21 protein-coding genes are annotated in these 21,419 nt (G+C 70.6%); 7 read left to right on the top strand and 14 right to left on the bottom strand.

Annotated elements, in window-relative coordinates; translation table 11 throughout:
• Positions 1-11: 11 nt before the first annotated feature.
• Positions 12-260 carry a BTH_I0359 family protein gene (locus HNQ70_RS14225; RefSeq protein WP_183968759.1) on the top strand — a complete coding sequence of 83 codons (249 nt, stop codon included), beginning with the start codon at positions 12-14 and terminating at the stop codon, positions 258-260.
• Between the two features lie 42 nt (positions 261-302).
• On the opposite strand, the gene HNQ70_RS14230 is transcribed toward HNQ70_RS14225, so the two are convergent.
• The 4 genes from HNQ70_RS14230 to pcaD all read right to left on the bottom strand — a co-directional run bounded on the left by HNQ70_RS14230 (position 303) and on the right by pcaD (position 3,452).
• Entirely contained in the window at positions 303-695 is a 393-nt protein-coding gene (locus tag HNQ70_RS14230; protein WP_183968761.1) for a rhodanese-like domain-containing protein, read from the bottom strand.
• A gap of 5 nt (positions 696-700) precedes the next feature.
• Positions 701-2,020 (bottom strand): TRAP transporter large permease subunit, encoded by a 1,320-nt coding sequence (locus HNQ70_RS14235; protein WP_183968763.1) that lies wholly within the window; start codon positions 2,018-2,020, stop codon positions 701-703.
• Positions 2,017-2,514, bottom strand: coding sequence for a TRAP transporter small permease (locus HNQ70_RS14240; RefSeq protein WP_343060793.1), 498 nt, complete (start codon positions 2,512-2,514; stop codon positions 2,017-2,019). The genes HNQ70_RS14235 and HNQ70_RS14240 overlap by 4 nt, the downstream gene beginning before the upstream one ends.
• Before the next feature lie 122 nt (positions 2,515-2,636).
• Complete coding sequence (gene pcaD / locus HNQ70_RS14245) at positions 2,637-3,452, bottom strand: 3-oxoadipate enol-lactonase (RefSeq protein ID WP_183968766.1); 816 nt, start codon at positions 3,450-3,452, stop codon at positions 2,637-2,639.
• Between the two features lie 287 nt (positions 3,453-3,739).
• Between pcaD and HNQ70_RS14250 the strand changes: the two genes are divergently transcribed.
• On the top strand, positions 3,740-4,777 hold the full coding sequence (locus HNQ70_RS14250; protein WP_183968768.1) for a TRAP transporter substrate-binding protein: 1,038 nt from the start codon (positions 3,740-3,742) through the stop codon (positions 4,775-4,777).
• Positions 4,778-4,782: 5 nt separating this feature from the next.
• Here HNQ70_RS14250 and HNQ70_RS14255 read toward each other — a convergent pair whose 3' ends face one another.
• The 5 genes from HNQ70_RS14255 to HNQ70_RS14275 form a co-directional block, all read right to left on the bottom strand.
• Positions 4,783-6,090, bottom strand: coding sequence for a flavin-dependent oxidoreductase (locus tag HNQ70_RS14255; RefSeq protein WP_183968770.1), 1,308 nt, complete (start codon positions 6,088-6,090; stop codon positions 4,783-4,785).
• 19 nt (positions 6,091-6,109) lie between these two features.
• On the bottom strand, positions 6,110-7,225 hold the full coding sequence (locus tag HNQ70_RS14260) for a malate/lactate/ureidoglycolate dehydrogenase (RefSeq protein WP_183968772.1): 1,116 nt from the start codon (positions 7,223-7,225) through the stop codon (positions 6,110-6,112).
• Positions 7,226-7,334: 109 nt separating this feature from the next.
• Positions 7,335-8,030 carry a fumarylacetoacetate hydrolase family protein gene (locus tag HNQ70_RS14265; RefSeq protein WP_183968774.1) on the bottom strand — a complete coding sequence of 232 codons (696 nt, stop codon included), beginning with the start codon at positions 8,028-8,030 and terminating at the stop codon, positions 7,335-7,337.
• A 41-nt stretch (positions 8,031-8,071) separates the two neighbouring features.
• Positions 8,072-9,217, bottom strand: a complete 1,146-nt coding sequence (locus HNQ70_RS14270) for a PQQ-dependent sugar dehydrogenase (RefSeq protein WP_183968776.1) — start codon at positions 9,215-9,217, stop codon at positions 8,072-8,074.
• A 94-nt stretch (positions 9,218-9,311) separates the two neighbouring features.
• A complete protein-coding gene (locus HNQ70_RS14275) occupies positions 9,312-9,950 on the bottom strand; it encodes an FMN-binding negative transcriptional regulator (protein WP_183968778.1) in 639 nt (212 codons plus the stop codon).
• A gap of 145 nt (positions 9,951-10,095) precedes the next feature.
• Between HNQ70_RS14275 and metH the strand changes: the two genes are divergently transcribed.
• From metH to HNQ70_RS14295, 4 genes are all read left to right on the top strand, one after another.
• Complete coding sequence (gene metH / locus HNQ70_RS14280) at positions 10,096-13,947, top strand: methionine synthase (RefSeq protein ID WP_183968786.1); 3,852 nt, start codon at positions 10,096-10,098, stop codon at positions 13,945-13,947.
• A complete protein-coding gene (locus tag HNQ70_RS14285) occupies positions 13,947-15,107 on the top strand; it encodes an aminotransferase class V-fold PLP-dependent enzyme (RefSeq protein WP_183968788.1) in 1,161 nt (386 codons plus the stop codon). The genes metH and HNQ70_RS14285 overlap by 1 nt, the downstream gene beginning before the upstream one ends.
• A gap of 94 nt (positions 15,108-15,201) precedes the next feature.
• On the top strand, positions 15,202-15,588 hold the full coding sequence (locus tag HNQ70_RS14290) for a nucleotide pyrophosphohydrolase (protein WP_183968790.1): 387 nt from the start codon (positions 15,202-15,204) through the stop codon (positions 15,586-15,588).
• A gap of 181 nt (positions 15,589-15,769) precedes the next feature.
• On the top strand, positions 15,770-16,522 hold the full coding sequence (locus HNQ70_RS14295) for an NYN domain-containing protein (RefSeq protein WP_183968792.1): 753 nt from the start codon (positions 15,770-15,772) through the stop codon (positions 16,520-16,522).
• 77 nt (positions 16,523-16,599) lie between these two features.
• On the opposite strand, the gene HNQ70_RS14300 is transcribed toward HNQ70_RS14295, so the two are convergent.
• From HNQ70_RS14300 to HNQ70_RS14315, 4 genes are all read right to left on the bottom strand, one after another.
• Positions 16,600-17,001, bottom strand: a complete 402-nt coding sequence (locus HNQ70_RS14300) for a type II toxin-antitoxin system VapC family toxin (protein ID WP_183968794.1) — start codon at positions 16,999-17,001, stop codon at positions 16,600-16,602.
• Positions 17,002-17,011: 10 nt separating this feature from the next.
• Entirely contained in the window at positions 17,012-17,233 is a 222-nt protein-coding gene (locus tag HNQ70_RS14305; protein WP_183968796.1) for an AbrB/MazE/SpoVT family DNA-binding domain-containing protein, read from the bottom strand.
• 101 nt (positions 17,234-17,334) lie between these two features.
• Complete coding sequence (locus tag HNQ70_RS14310) at positions 17,335-18,327, bottom strand: Bug family tripartite tricarboxylate transporter substrate binding protein (protein WP_183968798.1); 993 nt, start codon at positions 18,325-18,327, stop codon at positions 17,335-17,337.
• 80 nt (positions 18,328-18,407) lie between these two features.
• The gene (locus HNQ70_RS14315) at positions 18,408-19,019 is read right to left on the bottom strand and encodes an NUDIX hydrolase (protein WP_183968800.1); all 612 of its coding nucleotides are present in this window, start codon (positions 19,017-19,019) and stop codon (positions 18,408-18,410) included.
• Positions 19,020-19,189: 170 nt separating this feature from the next.
• On the opposite strand from HNQ70_RS14315, the gene HNQ70_RS14320 reads away from it, so the two are divergent.
• The gene (locus HNQ70_RS14320; protein ID WP_183968802.1) at positions 19,190-19,867 is read left to right on the top strand and encodes a nitroreductase; all 678 of its coding nucleotides are present in this window, start codon (positions 19,190-19,192) and stop codon (positions 19,865-19,867) included.
• Positions 19,868-19,976: 109 nt separating this feature from the next.
• Here the strand turns inward: HNQ70_RS14320 and serA are convergent, their stop codons facing one another.
• The gene (gene serA, locus HNQ70_RS14325) at positions 19,977-21,218 is read right to left on the bottom strand and encodes a phosphoglycerate dehydrogenase (RefSeq protein WP_183968803.1); all 1,242 of its coding nucleotides are present in this window, start codon (positions 21,216-21,218) and stop codon (positions 19,977-19,979) included.
• Between the last annotated feature and the right edge of the window lie 201 nt (positions 21,219-21,419).

The raw sequence follows: 21,419 nt of genomic DNA on the forward strand, positions 1-21,419 counted from the left end.
CGAGGTTGCGAATGCAGATCATCTACAACAGCCCGAGCTATTGCGTGTTCGAGTTCCGTGACGAGGCCGAGCCCGGCCGTGGCGGCTTCGAGATCATGGACAAGGCCACGCGCCGCGAGATCTTCATCGGCGGCGCGCTGGCCACGCAGTTCCGCGAGAACGTCGCCGAACTGATCGCTGGACAGCCCTCGGTCGAGGAGGTCGACGCCTTCCTGGGCCGCTTCGACGGGCTGATGCTGCAGCCGGTCATGCTGCACTGATTCCGCTGCCGCCCCGCCGCCTGCGGCTGGGGCGGGCTTCGCTCAGGTCTGCTCCCAGGGCAGCCCGTCGAAGCGCCAGCCGTTGCGCGTGCTTCGACGATGCTCGTCGTCGAGGTCGCCCTCGAAGCCGTGCAGCACGTTGTAGACGCGCGTGAAGCCGGCGTCCTCCAGCAGGTTGCCGGCCTCGACCGAGCGCCTTCCGCTGCGGCAGATCAGCACCACCGGCCGCTCGGGCGACTGGCCGGACAGCTTGCGTACTTCCGAGACGAAATGCGGGTTCGTGTCCCATTCGGGGCCGTCGTACAGCGCGGCGTGCATCGCGCCGACCGGGTGGCCGACGAAGAAGAACTCCGCGTCGGTCCTGCAGTCGATGAACAGGGCCTCGGGCTCGCGCTGCAGCAGATCCCAGGCCTGGGTGGGCAGAAGATGTTCCATGTCGGTCAGTCCATGAATCGCACGAGGAAGAGCGACAACCCTGGCACCAGCATCAGCAGCGCGGTGCGCAGCAGGTCGCTCGCAAGGAAGGGAAGCACGCCGCGGTAGGTTTCGCCGAGCGGAGTGGAACGGTCGATTCCGCCGACCACGTGGACGTTCAGCCCCACCGGCGGCGCGATCAGCCCGATGCCGACCACCATCAGCACCAGGATGCCGAACCAGATCGCCTGCTCGTCGGGTGCCAGGCCCAGGTCAAGACCCATCACCAGCGGGAACACGATCGGGAGGGTCAGCAGGATCATCGAGAGTTCGTCCATCACGCAGCCCAGCACGACGTAGAAGGCCAGGATGGCTGCGACGACCGCCATCGGCGGCCATTCGAGCCCGGCGACCGCCTGCGCGATCTGGCCGGGCGCCTGCGTGAGCGCCAGCGCCGAGTTGAGCAGGTCGGCGCCCAGGAAGATCATGAAGATCATCGCCGATGCCTGGGCGGTGGCTTGCACGCTCGCCTGGAACCTCGGCCAGTCCATCTCCCGGCGCGCAAGCGCGGCGAGGAAGGTGGCCGCGGCGCCGACGGCCGCGCCCTCGGTGGGAGTGAACACGCCGCCGTAGATCCCGCCGAACACGATCAGGAAGATCGCGGCCACTGGCAGCACGCCGGCCGCGCTCTCGCGCAGCGCCGCGGTCGGGACTTCGTCATGCTCGGGCGCATGGCCGGGCACCAGCCGCACGTACAGGCCGATGGCGAGCAGGTAGCCGGCCACCGCGATCGCTGCCGGCACCAGCGCAGCTGCGAACAGCTTGGCGATGTTCTGTTCCGCGAGGATCGCGTACACCACCAGTACCACCGAGGGCGGCACCAGGATGCCCAGGGTCCCGCCCGCGGCCACGGTGGCGCTGGCCAGCCGCCCCGAGTAGCCGTGGCGCTTCATTTCGGGCAGGGCCACCGACCCGATGGTCGCTGCCGTGGCGATCGACGATCCGCAGACCGAGCCGAAGGCGGCGCAGGCGATCACCGAGGCCATTGCCAGCCCGCCGCGAAAGCGCCCCAGCAGCGCGGCAGCGAAGCGGAACAGCGCGCGCGACAGTCCGCTCTGGCTGGCGAACTGGCCCATCAGCAGGAACAGCGGAATCACCGACAGCTCGTAGCCCGAGAAGCGCGCGTGGGCGTAGCTCTTGAGGTGGCTGGCCAGCGGAAGCCAGCCTGCCTGCGCGAGGTAGCCCGCCAGCCCGGCGACGAACATCGCCGCGGCGATCGGGATGCGAACCGCCATCAGCGCCAGCATCAGCGTGAACAGCAGCAGCGCGGAGAGCAGGGGCGTCACCCTCGGCGCTCCCGGGCAGGCGGCAGTGCGCCGTTGCGGCCGGTCACGGCGGTGTAGAGCGCCATCAGCGAGGCCAGCGCCATCGGCACGGCCATCAGCATCAGCGCAGGCCAGAGCGGCCATTGCAGCAGCATCGTTTCCGCGCCGTAGCGGTGCTGGTCCAGCGCACCGACGCCGGTGCGCCAGGCGAGCAGCCCGAGCATCAGCGCGAGCAGCAGCGCGCCGGCGCGGTCCAGCCCGGCGCGCAGCGTCGCGGATGCGCGCGCGGTGAAGAAATCGACGATCACGTTCGCGCCGCGCCACTGGCACAGCGGCAGGAAGCAGGCCAGCACGACGGCGGTGCCGTAGCCGACGATCTCGGTGTCGCCCGTCAGCGGGCTGCCGAGCGCCCAGCGCGACAGCACGCCGCCGGTGGTGACGAGCGCGATCGCCGCCAGGACGATCCCGCCCAGAATCGCGAGGCCGATCGCGGCTCGCTCGAATGTCTCGTGCACAGCCGAGTTCCCCGTTTCACTGGACTGGGTGCTGCGGCGAAGGCCGGTCGCCGAAAACCGCGGCAATGGTAGCAGCGGCGCAGCGCCGCTCCCGTCGCCGGCCCGTCCTCGTGGCGGCGCCGCTACTTGCCGCGGCGGCCGGCCGGTGCCGACGGGTCGTCCTCGCCCTGCAGGAAGCGCACCACCCATTCGGTCCAGCGAAGCGGCCGCTCCGAATGGGAGAAGTGCGCCGTCGGCAGCTCCAGGCAGGTGGCACGCGGGATCGCCGCAGCGAGCCGACGTCCCATCGCCGGCGGCGTCGACGGATCGTGGCTGCCGGCGATCACCAGCGTGGCCGCGCCGATGCGCGGCAGCAGCGGCTCCAGTGCCATGTCCCGGATGGCCGCGCAGCAGCCGGCGTAGCCGGTCGGATCCATCGCCAGCAGCGTGGCGAGCGTGGTCGCGCGATGCTCGGTGTTGCGGGCCGCGTAGCCGGGCGTGAACCAGCGCGCGATCACCGCGTCGGCAACCGCGCCCATGCCCTGGGCGCGAACCGTGGCGATGCGCTGGTCCATCGCCTTCGCGTCCATCCAGGCCGAGGTGTTGGTCAGCACCAGCCGGTCGATGCGGTCCGCGGCGTGCGCGCCCAGCCACATGCCGATCATTCCGCCGATCGACAGCCCGGCGTAGTGGAAGCGGGGCGCGCCGGCGGCGTCGGCCACCGCGAGCACGTCGCGGCCGAGCCGCTCCAGGCTGTAGTCGCCGGGCGGGGCGTCCGAGGCGCCGTGGCCGCGGCTGTCCATCCGGATCACGCGGAAATGCCGGGTCAGCCCGGCCATCACCGGGTTCCAGACCGCATGGTCGCTGCCGAGCGACCCGACCAGGAGCAGGGGCGGCAGTTCGGGAAGGCCGTCGACCCGCCAGTAGATGCGGGCGCCGTCGCAGTTCACGAAGGGCATCGGGTTCGTCTCCTTGCGAGAGGGGCGGGCCCCGGTCGGGCCGTGCGCGCGCACGGGTGCCGCCTGGTGCCGCCTGGCGCCGAGGCGTGTGCGCAGCGCGGCTTTCATTGGAGCGGCGACTTTACCGCACGTGGCGCACGCCCTGCCAGGCAGCTGCGGGCAGCCGTGCCATCGGATTCATCGAGCCGGCGCCCCGGCCCTACAATCGCGCCCTCGGGCTGCCGCCGCGCGTGCGGCGAGGCATGCCAACGGACGACGATTACGACGATGACGACGGAGGAACCTCGATGATCTTGCAGCGGATCGCACTGGCCATGGCGCTGGCACTGGCACTGGCAACTGCGGGGCCCGCATGGGCCGCGCAAGTGACGCTGAAGTTCCACACGTTCATGGCGCCGCAGTCGGCGGTGTGGAGGGAGATGCACACCGTCTGGATGGACAAGGTCGAGAAGGAATCGGGCGGACGCATCCGCTTCGAGCGCTACCCGGCGATGCAGCTCGGCGGCGGTGCGCCCAACCTCTACGACCAGGTGCGCGACGGCGTGGCCGACGTGATCTGGACGCTGCCCGGCTATACGCCTGGCCGCTTCCCGCGCTCCGAGGTGTTCGAGCTGCCGTTCATGATGACCAGTCCCGAGGCCACCTCCCGCGCCTACTGGGACTACGTCCAGGCGCACGCCAAGGAGGAGTTCCGGGACGTGCGCCTGATCGCGCTGCATGTGCACGGACCCGGCGCGATCCACACGCGCAGCCGCGCGGTGCGCTCGATCGGCGATCTGGAGGGGCTCAGGATGCGCGCCCCGAGCCGCCTGACCACCCGCCTGCTGGCCGCACTCGGCGCCACGCCGGTGGGCATGCCAGTGCCGCAGATCCCGGATGCGCTGACCAAGGGGGTGATCGAGGGCGCGTTGCTGCCCTGGGACGTGGTGCCCTCGATCAAGGTCGACGAGCTCGCCAGGCACCATGCCGAGTTCGATCCGGCGCTGCCCGCGCTCTACACCGCCACCTTCGTGATGGCGATGAACCGGGCGAAGTACGACGCGCTGCCGCCCGACCTGAAGAAGGTGATCGACGCAAATTCCGGACTGCAGACCTCGGCCTGGCTGGGGCGGACCCAGGCGGCCGCGGATGTGCCGGGACGTGCGTCCGCCGAGGCGCAGGGCAAGACGGTGACCCGCTTGAGCGAGGCCGACCACCAGGCCTTCCGCAAGGCGGCCGAGAGGGTCGACGACGAGTGGATCGCCGAGATGAAGCGCCGCGGAATCGACGGTGCGCGGCTGCTCGAGGACGCCCGCACGCTGGTGCGGAAGCACTCGGCGAAGTAGGCGATTCAGCGCCGGATCACCGAATACGAGGGGCGCGCGTTGAGCCGTTCGCGATCGAAGCCCGCGACCCGCTTGTACTCGCTGGCCACCGCCTCGAGTTCCTCGCGGGGAATCACCTGGTGCACGTCGGCGAAGCCGTCGGGCGCGCGTTCCTCGGCCATCTGCATCACCTTCTCCGGCCCGTTGCGCCGGTTGGCCATCACGATCGCCGCGGTGGCCGGCCTGCGCTCCTCGTCGTAGAGCTGCAGCGCGCGCAGCGGGTCGGCCTCGGTGGCCAGCCGCCAGCTCAGCACGCGCGCGTCCAGGATCGCCTGCGAGGCGCCGTTGCTGCCGATCGGGTACATCGGGTGCGCGGCGTCGCCCAGCAGCGTGACGCGCTCGTGCGTCCAGCGCGCCAGCGGGTCGCGGTCCACCATCGGGAACTCGAAGCAGCGGTCCGCGCCGCGGATCAGTCCGGGCGCATCCAGCCAGCCGAAGTCCCAGGATTCGAACTTCGGCAGGAAGTCCTCGGGCCGGCCCTGCCGGTTCCAGTCCTCGCGCTGCAGCGCCGGCCGGTCGCGGTACTTCAGCTCGGCGATCCAGTTGATCTCCTGCAGGCCGTCGGCGCGCGGCGCCGAGATCGGGTAGCAGACGAACTTCTGCCACTCGTGGCCGGCCATGATCATCGAGGCGCCCGACAGGAAGGGCTTCGCGAAGGTGACGCCGCGCCAGAGGATCGCGCCGTTCCAGATCGGCAGGCCCTCGTCCGGGTACAGCGCGCGGCGCACCGCCGAGTGGATGCCGTCGGCGCCGACCAGCAGGTCGCCGCGCACGCTGCCGCGGCGCGGCGGACGCCGGGGCGCCGGCGCACCGGCGGCAGGGCTCGATCCGCTCGCCACCGGCTTCGAGACGAAGCGGGCGGTGATGCCGTCCGCGTCCTGCTCGAAGCGATCCAGCGCGTGGTCCAGGTGGATGCGCTCGGGGCCCAGCCGTTCGAGCGCGGTTTCGAAAAGAATCGTCTGCAGACGGCCTCGGTGGATCGAGACCTGGGGCCAGCCGTAGCCCGCATGCCGGCCACGGTCCTCCTGCCAGATGCGCTGCCCGTGCCTGTTGGTGTAGAGGAGCTCCCGGGTGGCGACGCCGGCGGCGGCCAGCCGCTCGCCCAGGCCGAGCTCGGTGAGCTCGCGCACCGCATGCGGCAGACAGTTGATTCCCACCCCAAGAGGGCGGATTTCCTGGACGCCGTCGAAGACCTCGACGTCGATGCCGGCGGCATGCAGCGAGAGCGCCGCGGTGAGGCCGCCGATGCCGGCGCCCGCGATGATGATCTTCATGTCGATTCCTTCCGCCGGTTCATGCGCTGGGCGGCACGGCCAGCCGGGACAGCGGGCCGGGAGAATGGCCGAAGCGGGCGGCGACGGAGGCGGCCGCCTCGTCCAGCTGAGTCATCGTGCCAGCGTCGATCGGGATGGCCTGCGCGCGCCGCGCGCGCGAGATGCGCTCCGGATCGCCTGGCATCAGGATGCCGCCGAGCTCGCGGCCGACTTCGGACAGGCGCGCCGACTGCACCCACTCGACGAAGCCGCGCGCCTCCTGCTCGAAGCGCTCGCCGCTGCCCATGCGGGCGGGGTCGAAGACCAGCGCCAGCATGTTGTTCCACACTGCGTACTTCATGTTGCGGTTGGCCGGGCGCATGGTCTCGCCGCCGGTGAGCGCCGCGCCCAGCAGCTCGCAGACCATGGCCAGCGCGTAGCCCTTGTGCTCCGCGAAGGGCAGCTGCGCGCCGCGCGCCGCCGGGTCGGCAGCGAACATCACGCCCGGATCCTCGGTGGGCCGGCCTTCGGCGTCGATCAGCGCGCCGGGCGGCACCGTGGCCCCCTTGTTGTGGGCCACGCGCACCTTGCCCCCGGCGATCGCGCTGGTGGCGAAGTCCAGCACCACGGGCGGGGCGTCGGCGCGCGGGATTCCAACGGTGAACGGGTTGGTCAGGAAGCGGGCCTGGCTGCCGCCCCAGGGAGCGACCAGCGCGCTGGCGGCATTGACGTTGGTGAAGTGGATCGACACCAGGCCGGCGGCGCAGGCCTGCTCCGCCCAGTGGCCGACGCGGCCGATGTGGTGGCTGTCCTTCAGTCCCATCACGCACACGCCGTGCTGCCGCGCGCGCTCGATGGCGATCTCCATCGCCTCGTGCGCGACGGCCTGTCCGAGTCCGCGCTGGCCGTCGACCGACACCATCGAGCCGGTATCGGAAAGGATGCGCGCATGCCGGCCCAGCTGCAGCTCGCCGGCCAGCAGCGACAGCACGTAGCGCGGCACCATGCCCACACCGTGGGAGTCGTGGCCTGCGAGGTTGGCGTCCACCAGGTGGTCCGCTGCGAGGCCGGCCTCGCGGGCGTCGGAGCCCGCGGCGAGGAACAGGTCGGAAACCCAGCGGCGCAGCGGCTGGGGGGCGATCGTGGATTCGTTCATGGGCGAGGTTCCGGGGACGGGCTGGGGACGCGGTCAGCGGCGGATCGGTGGGCCGGTGGGTCGGGACGGGCGATCGGGGCAGGCGATCGGGGCAGGCGATCGATGCGGATCAGACGATGCGTACGTCGAGGGCGCCGACCCCTTCGACGCGCCCGCGCATCAGGTCGCCGCTGCGCACCTCGCCGACGCCCTCCGGGGTGCCGGTGAAGATCAGGTCGCCGGGCAGCAGGGTCCAGTAGCGGGACAGGTGCTCGACGATCTCGCCAATGCTCCAGATCAGCTGGCTGGTGCTGCTGGACTGACGTGTCTCGTCGTTGACCGACAGGGAGATCGCCGCGTCCGTGGCGTCGCCGGCCTGCTCGCGCGGGATGATCGGGCCGATCGGCGCGGAGGCGTCGTGGCTCTTGCCGATCTCCCAGGGCCGGCCGAGCTTCTTTGCCTCGTTCTGCAGGTCGCGCCGCGTCATGTCCAGCCCCACGGCATAGCCGTAGACGTGGCGCATCGCGTCGGCTGCGGCGATGTCATGGCCGCCCTGGCCGATCGCGATCACCAGCTCGATCTCGTGGTGCAGGCTCCGGGTGCCGGGCGGATAGGGGATCTCGCCGACGCAGCCCGCGCCGACGACCACCAGCGCGTCGGCGGGCTTCATGAAGAAGAAGGGCGGCTCGCGGCCGGTGAAGCCCATCTCCTTCGCGTGCTCGGCATAGTTGCGCCCGACGCAGTAGATGCGGTGGACCGGGAAGGAGAGGTCGGTTCCGGCGACCGGGACCGACACCGGCGGCAACAGTGGGAAGGCGTACTTCAAGCGGAGCTCCTGGTGGGGGGCGGCGGTCCCGGCGGCGGCGCTCAGCCGCGCGGGTCCAGCCGCAGCAGTTCGCCGTCGCTGGCGTCGGTGATCAGGTACAACAGGCCGTCCGGGCCCTGGCGGACGTCGCGGATCCGCTGCTCGCGCCCGGCCAGCAGGCGCTCTTCGCGGATCACCCGGGCGCCGTCCAGCTCCAGGCGGACCAGCAGCCTGAACTTGAGGGCGCCGACGAACAGGCTGCCGCGCCAGCCGGGATAGCGGTCGCTGGTGAGGAAGGCCATGCCCGACGGTGCGATCGAAGGCGTCCACTGGTGCAGCGCCGGCTCGATGCCCTCGCGCGCGCTGCCTTCGCCGATCCTGAACCCGGTCACGTACTCGCGGCCCTGGGTGATCACCGGCCAGCCATAGTTGGCGCCCGGCTTCTCCAGGTTCAGCTCGTCGCCGCCCTGCGGACCATGCTCGTGCGTCCAGAGCGCGCCGGTCTCCGGGTGCAGCGCGGCGCCCTGGACGTTGCGATGCCCAAGCGAGTGGATCTCCGGCAGTGCGCCGGCGCGGCCGACGAAGGGGTTGTCCGGCGGCACGCTGCCGTCGGCCCGGATGCGCACGATCTTGCCCAGGTGGCTGCCCAGGTCCTGGGCCCGGTCCCGGTGGCCGAAGCGGTCGCCCAGGGTCACGAACAGCGTGCCGTCGCGCGCGAAGACCAGCCGCGAGCCGAAGTGGTGCCCGCCGGAGGGGTCGTCCTTCTGCGCGAAGATCACCGTCAGGTCGCGCAGCGTCGCGCCGTCCGGCGAGAGCGTGCCGCGCGCCACCGCGGTGCGCGCGCCGCCGCGGGTGGGCTGGGCGAAGGAAAGGAATACGCTGCGGTCCTGCGCGAAGCCCGGGCCCAGGGCCACGTCGAGCAGGCCGCCCTGGCCGCTCGCGTGCACCGCCGGCACGCCAGCGATCGGCGCGGACACGCGCCCGTCCGGCGTGACCCGGCGCAGGCGTCCTTGGCGCTCGGTGACCAGCATCGAGCCGTCGGGCAGGAAGGCCAGCGACCAGGGGTGCTCCAGGCCCGAGGCGACGCGCACCGGGTTCACGCGTGAATCGGCTTGCGCTGCGCGCGCGTGCCCGGCGGCGCCCAGCGCCGGCATGAGCAGCGCGGCCCCCAGTGCCTGGAGGGTTTGTCGGCGGTGCGAGGCTGTCATCGGCGCTCCCTCCTGGTCGGCTTTGCGGGTTGGACGGCGCGGGACCGCCCGCCGGGAATCCTACGTCAATCGCCGATGCGCCCGCGCGCGGCGGTCAGCGCGGCGTTCCGGTCATGGCGTCGAGCATCGCCTGGCCGAGCTCGTGCTGGCCCGCGGCCTTCAGCGCCTCGGCCGCGCCGACGCGGTCGCGCGCCTCGCGGTTCTGGCTTAGTTTGAGCTTGCCCGCCAGCCGCGCGATCGGGATCTCGATGCCCACCACCGCCTTCAGCAGCGCCTCGACGTGGTCGGCCGGCGCATCGCCCATCTTCCAGGGCCGCGGCTGCGTGGCCTCGTGGCTGCGGGTCAGGCGCGCCAGCAGTCCGCGCAGGAAGCGCTCGTCGTCGCGCACCGCCAGTCGGCCGTGCGCATGCACCACCCGGTAGTTCCAGGTGGGCACCTGCCGGTGTGTCTCATGCTTGCTCGGGTACCAGTTGGGCGAAACGTAGGCGTCGGCGGCACGGAAGATCACCAGCACCTCGGCGTGCTCGCGCACGGCGGTCCAGACCGGGTTGGCGCGCGCGACGTGCGCGCGCAGGGTGCCGAGCGGGCCTTCGGAGGGGCTCAGCTCGAAGGGCAGGTGCTCGGCGTCCAGGCCCCCTTCGCCCGCGGTCACCAGCGTGCCGAAGGGATGGGCAGCGATCAGCCGATGAAGGACTTCAGGGCGCGGCTCGTCGAAGTGGTCGGGGACGTACATCGGGGCTCCTCGGCAGCGCCGCGCCACGGCGGCGCGTGCGTGCCCTCGCGATGGTGCCGCAGCATGCGCAGCCGCGCCAGGGGTCTTCCGGGCGGAGCCGGCGATGCGCCGATAAAATGTCGGGTTATCTCGCAGGAACCCGAACATGACCCCGACCGAAGCCCGACTGCGCGACCTGCTCGAGCGCCGCATCCTGATCCTGGACGGCGCGATGGGCACGATGATCCAGCGTTACAAGCTGGACGAGGCCGCGTTCCGGGGCGAGCGCTTCGCGGACCTCCGCCAGGACGTCAAGGGCAACAACGAGTTGCTGTCGATCACGCAGCCGCAGGTGATCCGCGAGATCCACGACCAGTACCTGGCCGCCGGCGCCGACATCGTCGAGACCAACACCTTCGGCGCCACCAGCATCGCGCAGTCCGACTACCGGCTGGCGCACCTGGCGCGCGAGATGAACCTGGCGTCGGCGCGGCTGGCGCGCGAGGCCTGCGACGCGTACTCCACGCCGGAGCGCCCGCGCTTCGTGGCCGGCGCGCTGGGTCCGCAGCCCAAGACCGCGTCGATCTCCCCGGACGTCAACGACCCCGGCGCGCGCAATGTCACCTTCGACGAGCTGCGCGCGGCCTACCGCGAGCAGACCGAGGCGCTGATCGAGGGCGGCGCCGACCTGCTGCTGGTCGAGACCATCTTCGACACGCTCAACGCGAAGGCGGCGCTGTTCGCGATCGACGAGGTCTTCGAGGCGCGCGAGGCGCAGGGCCTGCCCAGGTTGCCGATCATGATTTCCGGCACGGTCACCGACGCATCGGGCCGCATCCTGTCGGGCCAGACCGTCGAAGCCTTCTGGAACTCGGTGCGTCATGCGCGCCCGCTCACCATCGGCCTGAACTGCGCGCTGGGCGCGGCGCTGATGCGGCCCTACGTCGAGGAGATCGCGCTCAAGGCCGACACCTACGTCTGCGTGTATCCGAACGCCGGTCTGCCCAACCCGATGTCGGAGACCGGCTTCGACGAGACGCCCGAGGTCACGTCCTCGCTGCTGGCCGAGTTCGCCCAGGCCGGCTTCGTCAACATCGCCGGCGGCTGCTGCGGCACCACGCCGGAGCACATCGCCGCGATCGCGAAGGCGATCGACGGAATGGCGCCGCGCAAGCTGCCGCAGCGCCCGCCCGCGCTGCGCCTGTCCGGGCTTGAGGCCTTCAACGTCGATGCGGAGTCGCTGTTCGTCAACGTCGGCGAGCGCACCAACGTCACCGGCAGCAAGGCCTTCGCGCGGATGGTGCTCGCCGGCAACTACGACGAGGCGCTCGCGGTGGCCCGCCAGCAGGTGGAGAACGGCGCCCAGGTCATCGACATCAACATGGACGAGGCGATGCTCGACAGCGTCGCCGCGATGAGCCGCTTCCTGAACCTGATCGCCTCCGAGCCGGACATCGCGCGGGTGCCGATCATGATCGACAGCTCGAAGTGGTCGGTGATCGAGGCCGGCCTGAAGTGCGTGCAGGGCAAGGGCATCGTCAACTCGATCTCGATGAAGGAGGGCGAGGCCGAGTTCCTGCGCCAGGCGAGGCTGTGCCGCCGCTATGGCGCCGCGGTGATCGTGATGGCCTTCGACGAGCAGGGCCAGGCCGACACATTCGCGCGCAAGACCGAGATCTGCGCGCGCGCCTACCGGCTGCTCACCGAGGAGGTGGGCTTTCCGGCCGAGGACATCATCTTCGACCCCAACATCTTCGCGATCGCCACCGGCATCGAGGAGCATGACCACTACGCGGTCGACTTCATCGAGGCCGCCCAGTGGATTCGCGCGAACCTGCCGCACGCGAAGGTGTCCGGCGGGGTCTCCAACGTGAGCTTCTCGTTCCGCGGCAACGACCCCGCGCGTGAGGCGATCCACACGGTCTTCCTGTACCACGCGATCCGCGCCGGGATGACGATGGGCATCGTCAACGCCGGCATGATGGGCGTCTACGACGAAATTCCGCCCGAGCTGCGCGAGCGCGTCGAGGACATCGTGCTCGACCGCAAGCCCGCGCTCACCGCCGAGCGCGCGCGCCTGGCCGCAGCCACCGACGACGCGGCGCGCGCCGCCGCGCAGGCCGCGCTGGAGGCCGAGCAGGGCAAGAGCGCCACCGAGCGGATGATCGAGTTCGCGGCCACGCTGAAGGCCGGCGGCGCGAAGAAGGAGGAGAACCTCGAGTGGCGCGCCTGGTCGGTGGAGAAGCGGCTGGCGCATGCGCTGATCCACGGCATCACCAACTGGGTGGTCGAGGACACCGAGGAGGTGCGCGCCGCGATCGCCGCGCGCGGCGGCCGGCCGATCGAGGTGATCGAGGGCCCGCTGATGGACGGCATGAACGTCGTCGGCGACCTGTTCGGCGCCGGCAAGATGTTCCTGCCGCAGGTGGTGAAGTCGGCGCGCGTGATGAAGCAGGCGGTGGCGCACCTGATCCCCTTCATCGAGGAGGAGAAGCGCCTGCTCGCGCAGGCCGGCGCCGACGTCGGTTCGCGCGGTCGCATCGTCGTCGCCACCGTGAAGGGCGACGTCCACGACATCGGCAAGAACATCGTGTCGGTCGTGCTCCAGTGCAACAACTTCGACGTGGTGAACATGGGCGTGATGGTCCCGTGCACCGAGATCCTCGCCAAGGCCAAGGAGGAGAACGCCGACATCGTCGGGCTGTCCGGCCTGATCACGCCCTCGCTCGAGGAGATGGCCTACGTGGCGCGCGAGATGGAGCGCGACCCCTGGTTCCGCGAGCGCCGCATTCCGCTGCTGATCGGCGGCGCCACCACCTCGCGGGTGCACACCGCGGTGAAGATCGCGCCGCACTATTCGGGCCCGGTGATCTACGTGCCGGACGCCTCGCGCTCGGTGCCGGTGGCGCAGAGCCTGCTCTCCGAGGACCACCGCGCGGACTTCCTGTCGAAGCTGGGCGTCGAGTACGAGCGGGTGCGCACCCAGCACGCCTCGAAGAAGGGCCCCGAGCTGATCCCGCTGGCGCAGGCGCGCGCCAACCGCACCCGAATCGACTGGCTGCACGGCGGCGCGGGCGGCGGTGCGTATCAGCCGCCGAAGCCGAAGTTCCTGGGCCGGCGCGAGTTCCGCAACTTCGACCTGGCCGAACTCGTCCCCTTCATCGACTGGGGCCCGTTCTTCCAGACCTGGGACCTGCACGGCGCCTATCCCGCGCTGCTGGACGACCCGGTGGTGGGCGAGTCCGCGCGCAAGGTGTTCGCCGACGGCCAGGCGATGCTCAAGCGCATCGTCGAGGGCCGCTGGCTCACCGCGAGCGGCGTGCTCGCCTTCCTGCCCGCCAACACGGTCAACGACGACGACATCGAGGTCTACACCGACGAGACCCGCAGCGAGGTGGCCTTCACCTGGCGCAACCTGCGCCAGCAGACCGCCAAGCGCGAGGGGGTCGAGAACAAGTGCCTGGCGGACTTCATCGCGCCGCGCGAGATCGACGGCAGGCCGACCGGCATCGCCGACTACATCGGCATGTTCGCGGTGACCGGGGGAATGGGCATCGAGAAGAAGCTGGCCGAGTTCGCCGCCGCGCTGGACGACTACTCGTCGATCATGCTCAAGGCGCTGGCCGACCGGCTCGCCGAGGCTTTCGCCGAGTGCCTGCATGCCCGCTCGCGCCGCGACCTCTGGGGCTACGCCGCCGACGAGGCGCTTGGCAACGCCGACCTGATCGCCGAGAAGTACGTCGGCATCCGGCCCGCGCCCGGTTATCCGGCGTGCCCGGAGCACACGGTCAAGCGCGCGCTGTTCGACGCGCTGCACGCGGAGGACATTGGAATGGCATTGACCGAGAGCTACGCGATGACGCCCGCAGCCAGCGTCAGCGGCTTCCACTTCTCGCATCCGGCCTCGTCCTACTTCAACGTGGGCACCATCGGCGAGGACCAGCTGAAGGACTATGCGGCGCGCTCGGGGCGCAGCGAGGACGAGCTGCGGCGCGCGCTGTTCCCAGTGCTGCAGTAGTGGCAGCACCGGTCTACCTCGACTACAACGCCACCACGCCGGTCGACCCGGAGGTGGCGCAGGCGATGCTGCCCTTTCTGCATGAGGCCTTCGGCAATCCGTCGTCCTCGCACGGCTTCGGCGCGCGCGCGAAGCGGGCGGTGGACGACGCGCGATCTCACGTGGCCGCGCTGATCGGCTGCGCACCCGCGCAGCTCACCTTCACCGGTAGTGCCACCGAGGCCAGCAACCTCGCGCTGCTGGGCGTTGCCAAGGCGGCAGGGCGCGGCGGCCGTCGCCACCTGGTGGTGAGCGCGGTCGAGCATCCGGCGGTGCTGGAGCCAGCCCGCGCGCTGGAGCGCGAGGGCTGGCGGCTGACCGTGCTTCCGGTGGACCGCGATGGCCGCGTGTCGCCGGACGCGGTGGCTGCGGCGCTGGCGCCGGACACCGCGCTGGTCTCGGTGATGCACGCCAACAACGAGGTGGGCACGATCCAGCCGATCGCCGAGATCGCCGCGCTCACCCGCGCGCGCGGCGTCACGCTGCACTGCGACGCCGCCCAGTCCGCCGGCAAGATCGCGATCGACGTCGACGCGCTGGGCGTGGACCTGCTCTCGCTTGCCGGCCACAAGTTCTACGCGACCAAGGGGGTCGGTGCGCTGTACGTCCGTACGGGCACCGCGATCGAGCCGGTGCTGTTCGGCGCGGACCAGGAGCAGGGCCTGCGCCCCGGCACCGAAAACGTCCCGGCGATCGTCGGGCTCGGGGAGGCGGCGCGGCTGGCGGCGCGGCGGCTGCCGCAGGCCACGCAGCGGCTGCGGGCGCTGCGCGACGACCTGCACGCGCGGCTCCAGGCCGCGGTGCCCGGGCTGGCGCTCAACGGCCATCCCGAGCACCGCCTGCCGAACACGCTGCAGGTCTCCTTCCCCGGCGTGGCCGGCCGCGCGCTGCTGCGCCGCGCGCAGGACGAGGTCGCGGCCTCGGTAGGGTCGGCCTGCCACTCCGAGCAGGACGCGGTCAGCGGCGTGCTGGCGGCGATGGGCCTCGACGCGGCGCGGGCGATGGGGGCGGTGCGGCTGTCGGTGGGGTGGATGACGACGTCGGCGGAGATCGAGCGGGCCGCGGGGGCGCTCGTCGCTGCGTGGCGTTCCCTTGGAGCAGCGCCTGGGCTCGAGGCCTGAGCCCGGCGGGTGGGCCCAGCTCCGAAGGGGGCACCGGCGCCGGTACCCGCGCCGGCATGCGGGCTAGACGAGCGCAGTTCGGAGGAGCGAGACGATGCAGGAACAGGACGACGCGCGGCTGATCGACGCCCGCCGGCTCGCCGAAGCGATCCGCGCCTTCGCCGACGCGCGTGACTGGGCGCAGTTCCACTCGCCCAAGAACCTGGCGATGGCGCTCACCGGCGAGGTGGGCGAGCTGGTCGAGATCTTCCAGTGGCTGACCGAGGACGAGTCCCGGCGCGCCGGCGATGACCCGGAACGCGCCGAGCAGGTGCGCCACGAACTCGCCGACGTGCTGATCTACCTGGTGCGGCTCTCGGACGTGCTGGGTGTGGACCTGGACGCGGCGGTGCGCGAGAAGCTGGCGATGAATGCGCGGAAGTATCCGGTGGAAACTTCGCGGGGGAACAACCGGAAGCATTCGGGCGACCTCCCCGACTGACCGATCGAGCGTGCCAGGGCGGCTCGAGGGGCTCTACCCTCGTCACATCGGGTGTGATCCGCCGTTCGTCACATGCCCTGTTCCGGGTGAGTCCAGATGATCGATCCTCGGGACGCTGCGCCGGAAGTGCAGGCCGCCTCAGGTCTTCGATCCGGTCGCGCAAGGCGAAGGAGGCGAGGTATTGGCTGGCGAAGCGGCAGGCACCGAGGCGCGGGTCGCAGTCCTGGTGGACTGCGACAACACCATGCCGGAAACCCTCGAGTACGCGCTGCGTGTCGTCGCGCAGTTTGGCCGGGTGGTTCTTCGGCGCGGATATGGCAACCACGCCACCCTGGCGAACAGGTGGCAGGACGCGCTCGTCCGCCTCGCGTTCACTCCATGCCTGCAGTACCAGTACGCGGCTGGCAAGAACACCGCGGACATCGCGCTTGCGCTGGATGCCATGGAGGCGATGTTCGACTGCCGTGCGGACACGTTCTGCCTCGTCACCAGCGACTCCGATTTCGCACATCTGTGTCGGAAGCTGCGAGAGCGGGGCGCCACGGTGCACATCGTCGGCGAGGCCAAGACGCCGGATGCCTTGCGGAACGCCAGCGACCAGTTCTTCGAGTGGCTGCCGGCAGAGGCCGTGCCCGAGCCCTGCAGCGCATCCAGGGCTGCGGCCGCAGCGCCCAAGCCAGTGCCGAAGCGCCGTCCCAAGGCCCTCATCAACGCGGTGAACCTGCTCGCCGCGGACACGCCTGACGGTCGCGTCGGTCTCGGAGCGCTCGGCCAGTACCTCAAGCGGACCGATCCTGCGTTCTCACCGAAGGTCTTCGGGCATTCGGCGCTCTCGGAGATGGTGCGCACCTACCCGGAGCTGGTCCTGGCGCAGGAGGGCAACTCCGGGTTCTGGGTGAGTCTGAAGGGCAGGCCGGAGACGGCAGGCGCCTGACATCGCGGTCCGCCGGACGCTCGCTCCTCGCGGATCAACGAGTCGCTTTCGGGAAGTGTCTGCGGGCCATGCCCGGATCACCGGATCAGCAGCCTCGCGCCAGGAATCCTGGCGGCGCGCTTGTCGAACGTCCAGATCGGCTGCTCGCCCGCCTGTACAGAAAGCGCGACATGCAAGCAATCCGCGAAGTCGGCCGTGCCGTCCCGGAACAGTTGGAGGGCAAGCTCGAGCGCGCGTTCGGACTCGAAGGTGAGCTCAGCAGCCGCAAGGAGGCTCGAGAGGACGCGCATGACATCGTCCTTTTCGAGCTCGTAGCTCGACCGGAGTACCCACTCGAGCTCCAGCATGACGGTCACTGGAATGAACAGCGGGAGCCCTTGCTCGACGGAGCGCGCGATCAGCGCCCGGGCGGCACCGAACTGGGGGCCGTCGTCCTGGACAACATAGCGCACGAGGACGTTGGTGTCGAGGGCAGGCATCCGTAGCTGCTCAGCGCCAGGGGTTCATGTCGTCGATGTCGACCCGCCGGTCCTTCTGGGCCTTGACCATTCCAGCCATGTCAAGGATGGACCGGGATTTCGCGCGGACGATGACGGTTCCGTCGGGCATCGCAGACCAGACCAGCCGGGTTCCCGGCTCGGCATGCATCAGCGCGCGGATGTCGGCCGGGACGGTTGTCTGTCCTTTGGCGGTGATCGTGGATTCGGCCATGGCGCCTCCTTACATAAAGCTCAATTGTAAGGGGCGACGCTCCGCCGTGGAAAGCGCCTCCCAAGCCGGGCGCCGCTGCTCTCGGCGCATGCACCGAAGCCTCAATCCACCGGCAGATTCAAGGCCCGCACCTCCCTGATCCACACCGGCCCGTCCTCCCTCCACAGCCGCAGCGCCGCCTCGCGCCCCATCACCCCGTCCGGAATGCCCATGGCTTCGCGCATCGCGCGGCTGCGGGCGGTGTCGTTGCTCTCCACCGCGGCCTTGCCCAGCTGATCGAGCAGCGGCGCCGGCACCGCGCTGCGCGCGATCATCACGACGGTGGCTTCCAGCCGCGAGATCGGCCCGCCGAAGCCCTGCTCGATCATCGTCGGCACTTCGGGCATTCGCGGCGAGCGCACCGGGCCGGTCACGCCGATTGGACGCAGGCCCTGGTCGCGCACCTTGGCGAAGGCCTGGTAACTGCCGATGGAGACGTCGAGCTGGCCGGTGGCCATGTCCATCCACATCGGCACCTCGCCCTTGTAGTTGACCATCTCGAACTTGCAGCCATGCTCGCGGTTCCAGTTCTCGGCAAGGATCTGCTGGTAGGAGCCCTTGACGTAGTTGCCCATCAGCGTGCGTTCGCGGCGGGCGCGTTCGATCATTCCCTTGTAGTCGCGGATGCCGCTCTTCTCGGTGGCCGCCAGCGCCAGCGGTCCGGTGGGAAAGATCGCGATCGGCGCGATGTCGCGGTCCAGGTCGTAAGGCAGCTTGCGGTAGAGCACGCGGGCCTGGAAGTACATGCCGGTGGAGCCGAACAGCATGGTGTGGCCGTCGGCGGGCGCCTTGACCAGCGCTTCGATGGCGACGATGCCGCCGGCGCCGGGCCGGTTCTCCACCACGGCGGTCTGGCCGAAGCGCGCGGTGAAGTGCTCGGCGAGCATCCGCGCGTAGTTGTCCATCAGTCCGCCGGGCGGCGAGGCGACGATCAGCGTCATCTGCTGCGAGGGGAAGCGGGGGGCCTGGGCGCTCGCGTGGCGCAGCGGGGCGAGGCCGGCGGCGGCGCCGGCTGCGCCGGCCAGCAGGATCCGGCGGCGGTTGTTGGGGGGCATGGCGGTGGTCTCCTCGTGTTCTCGGTGGGGTGCGGCTTCTGCCGTCTGTTCGTGTAGGGGTGTTCGGTTCGCGGGTGTACTCAGTCCTCGGTGCTGCGCCAGCCCGGGTCGAGCACCGAGAAGAAACCGTGCAGCATCCGGTAGGTCAGGCCCCAGACCAGCTCGTTCTCCACCTCGTAGCCGGGGAAGGGCATGGCGCCGCCGCGCACCTGCATCTCGCGGCGAGTGAGCGTGCGGCCGTGGAACATGCTGGGCACCGAGCCCCACAGAACTGCGGCCACCTCGTGGTTGGGCTGCAGGCGGGGCAGCTCGCGCTCCACCACGAACACGTAGGGCGCGATCAGCATCTCGTAGCGGGCGCCGATCGGGTTCACCCGCATGAAGTCGAGGTGCCCTAGCAGGCGCGCGTTGCGCTGCAGATCCAGGCCGATCTCCTCGTGGGTCTCGCGCACCGCGGTTGCGGCGAGGTCGGAGTCGCTGGGCTCCCAGTGGCCGCCGGGGAAGGCCATGTGGCCTGACCAGAGGTCGCCTGGGCGCTGGGCGCGCTTGATGAAGAGCACTTCGGTGCCGCCCTCGCCTTCGCGCAGGATGGCGGCCACCGCGGCCCGGCGTGTGAACTGGGCGGCGTCGAGCACTGCTGGCTGGTGTCCGCGAAGACGCTCTTCGATGCTGGGGAGGGAGAGTGCGGCCATGGGTCGATTCTAGAAGCACAGCCCGCCGGCGGGGGCGCCTGATCCGGCGGCGGGGCGGCCGGGGCGCGGGCGGACGGCCACCGCGTTTCGGAAACCGGGGCGGCCCCGCGCGGGAGGGCGTGGATCGGGCATTCTGCCGGGCGATCCACACAAGGACATGGGAGAAGACGATGGAGTTCGATGAAGTCATCCGCGGGCGCCGGAGCATCCGGGGCTACCTGGACAAACCGGTGCCCAAGGCGCTGATCCGGGAGGTCCTCGAGCTCGCGATGCGCGCGCCGACCTCGCTCAACACGCAGCCCTGGAACTTCTACGTGGTGGCCGGCGACGTGCTCGATCGCATCCGCAAGGGCAACGTGGAGCGCAACCTGGCCGGCGTGCCGCACTCGCGCGAGTTCCGCATGGGGCCCGGCTACGAGGGCGTGCACCGCGAGCGGCAGATCGACATCGCCAAGCAGCTGTTCGCCGCGATGGGCATCGAGCGCGACAACAAGGAACAGCGCCAGGACTGGGTGCTGCGCGGCTTCCGCCAGTTCGACGCGCCGGTGTCGATCGTCATCACCTACGACCGTTCGATCCACGGCAGCGACATCGCCCCCTTCGACTGCGGCGGCGTGGTCAACTGCCTGGTCAACGCGGCGTGGTCGCGCGGGCTGGGCTGCGTCATCAACAGCCAGGGAATCATGCAGTCGCCGGTCGTGCGCGCGGAAGCGGGCATCCCCGACGATCAGGTCATCCAGACTTGCGTGGCGATGGGCTGGCCCGACGAGACCTTCCCCGCGAACGCGGTGGTGTCGCGCCGCAAGTCGGTGGACGAGGCGGCGGTGTTTCGCGGTTTCGACGACTGAGGGCAAGGCCCGCCCGGCGCGGGCGGGCCATTCGGCCCGGGCCGGCGATCAATCGAACGCGCCCGCGCGGGGCGATCCGCACGCGCCCGTGCGGGGCGCGGCGTCGGTATCAGTACAGGATCCGGCAGCGGATCGTGCCGTCGATGGCGCTGAGCTCGTCCAGCGCCACCTGGCTGGCGTTGGCGTCGATGTCGATCACCACGTAGCCCACGTTGGCGTCGGTCTGCAGGAACTGCGACGCGACGTTGATGCCGGCCTTCGAGAAGCGGTCGTTGATGTTGGCGATGATGCCGGGCACGTTGCGGTGGATGTGCAGCAGCCTGCACTTGCCGGTGTGCGCGGGCAGCGTCACCTCGGGGAAGTTGACGGCGGAGACCGTGGATCCGTTGTTGCTGTAGCGGACCAGCTTGGCCGCCACCTCGCCGCCGATGTTGGCCTGGGCCTCGGCGGTGGAGCCGCCGATGTGCGGGGTGAGGATGACGTTGTCGAAGCGGGTCAGCGGCGAGCTGAACACCGCGTCGTTGCCCTTCGGCTCCACCGGGAACACGTCGATCGCCGCGCCGTGCAGGTGGCCCGACTCGAGCGCGGCGGCCAGCGCGTCGATGTCGACCACCGTGCCGCGCGAGGCGTTGATCAGCAGGCTGCCGGGTTTCATCGCGGCCAGCTGCTCGGCGCCGATCATGTCCTGGGTGGCGGGGGTCTCGGGAACGTGCAGGGTGACCACGTCGGACACCGCGAGCAGCGTGCCCAGCGAGGCCGCGCGGCGTGCGTTTCCAAGCGGCAGCTTGTTCTCGATGTCGTGGAACAGCACGGTCATTCCGAGCTGCTCGGCCAGGATGCCAACCTGGGTGCCGATGTGGCCATAGCCGACGATGCCCAGCGTCTTGCCCCGCACCTCGTAGGCGCCGGCGGCGCTCTTGTCCCATTCGCCCCGGTGCAGCTTGGCGTTCTTGGCAGGGATGTCCCGGATCAACATGATGATCTCGCCCAGCACCAGCTCCGCCACGCTGCGTGTGTTCGAGAAGGGGGCGTTGAACACCGGGATGCCGCGGCGCGCGGCGGCGGTAAGGTCGACCTGGTTGGTGCCGATGCAGAAGCAGCCGATGGCGCTGAGTCTGGATGCCCGGGCCAGCACCTCCTCGGTGATCTGGGTGCGCGAGCGGATGCCGATGAAGTGCGCGCCCTCGATCGCGGCGACCAGTTCGTCGCCGGACAGCGCCTTGGGGTAGGTGTCGACGTTGGTGTAGCCGTCGTCGGCGAGCGCGCGCACGGCGGTCGAGTGGATTCCCTCGAGGAGGACGAACTTCAGCTTGTCCTTGGGGACGGACAGGCGGGGCGTGGGCTCGGTCATGGTCGCGATCGGTCGGTATGGGTGAACCGGGACGGTTGGCGGCGCGTGCTGCGGCGCGCCGCCGGCTGGTGCCGGCTGGCGGCCTCGGCCGCCCGAGCCGGGATTATCTGCGCACTCTGGATGCTGCGCTGCGGCAACAGCGATGCGCGAAGGGTTTCGGCGCTGGGTTCACCCTGGCACGGGCGCATCCGGATGCAGGAC

Source organism: Quisquiliibacterium transsilvanicum (genome assembly GCF_014202215.1).
In the GTDB taxonomy this organism is placed as follows: Bacteria; Pseudomonadota; Gammaproteobacteria; order Burkholderiales; family Burkholderiaceae_E; genus Quisquiliibacterium; species Quisquiliibacterium transsilvanicum.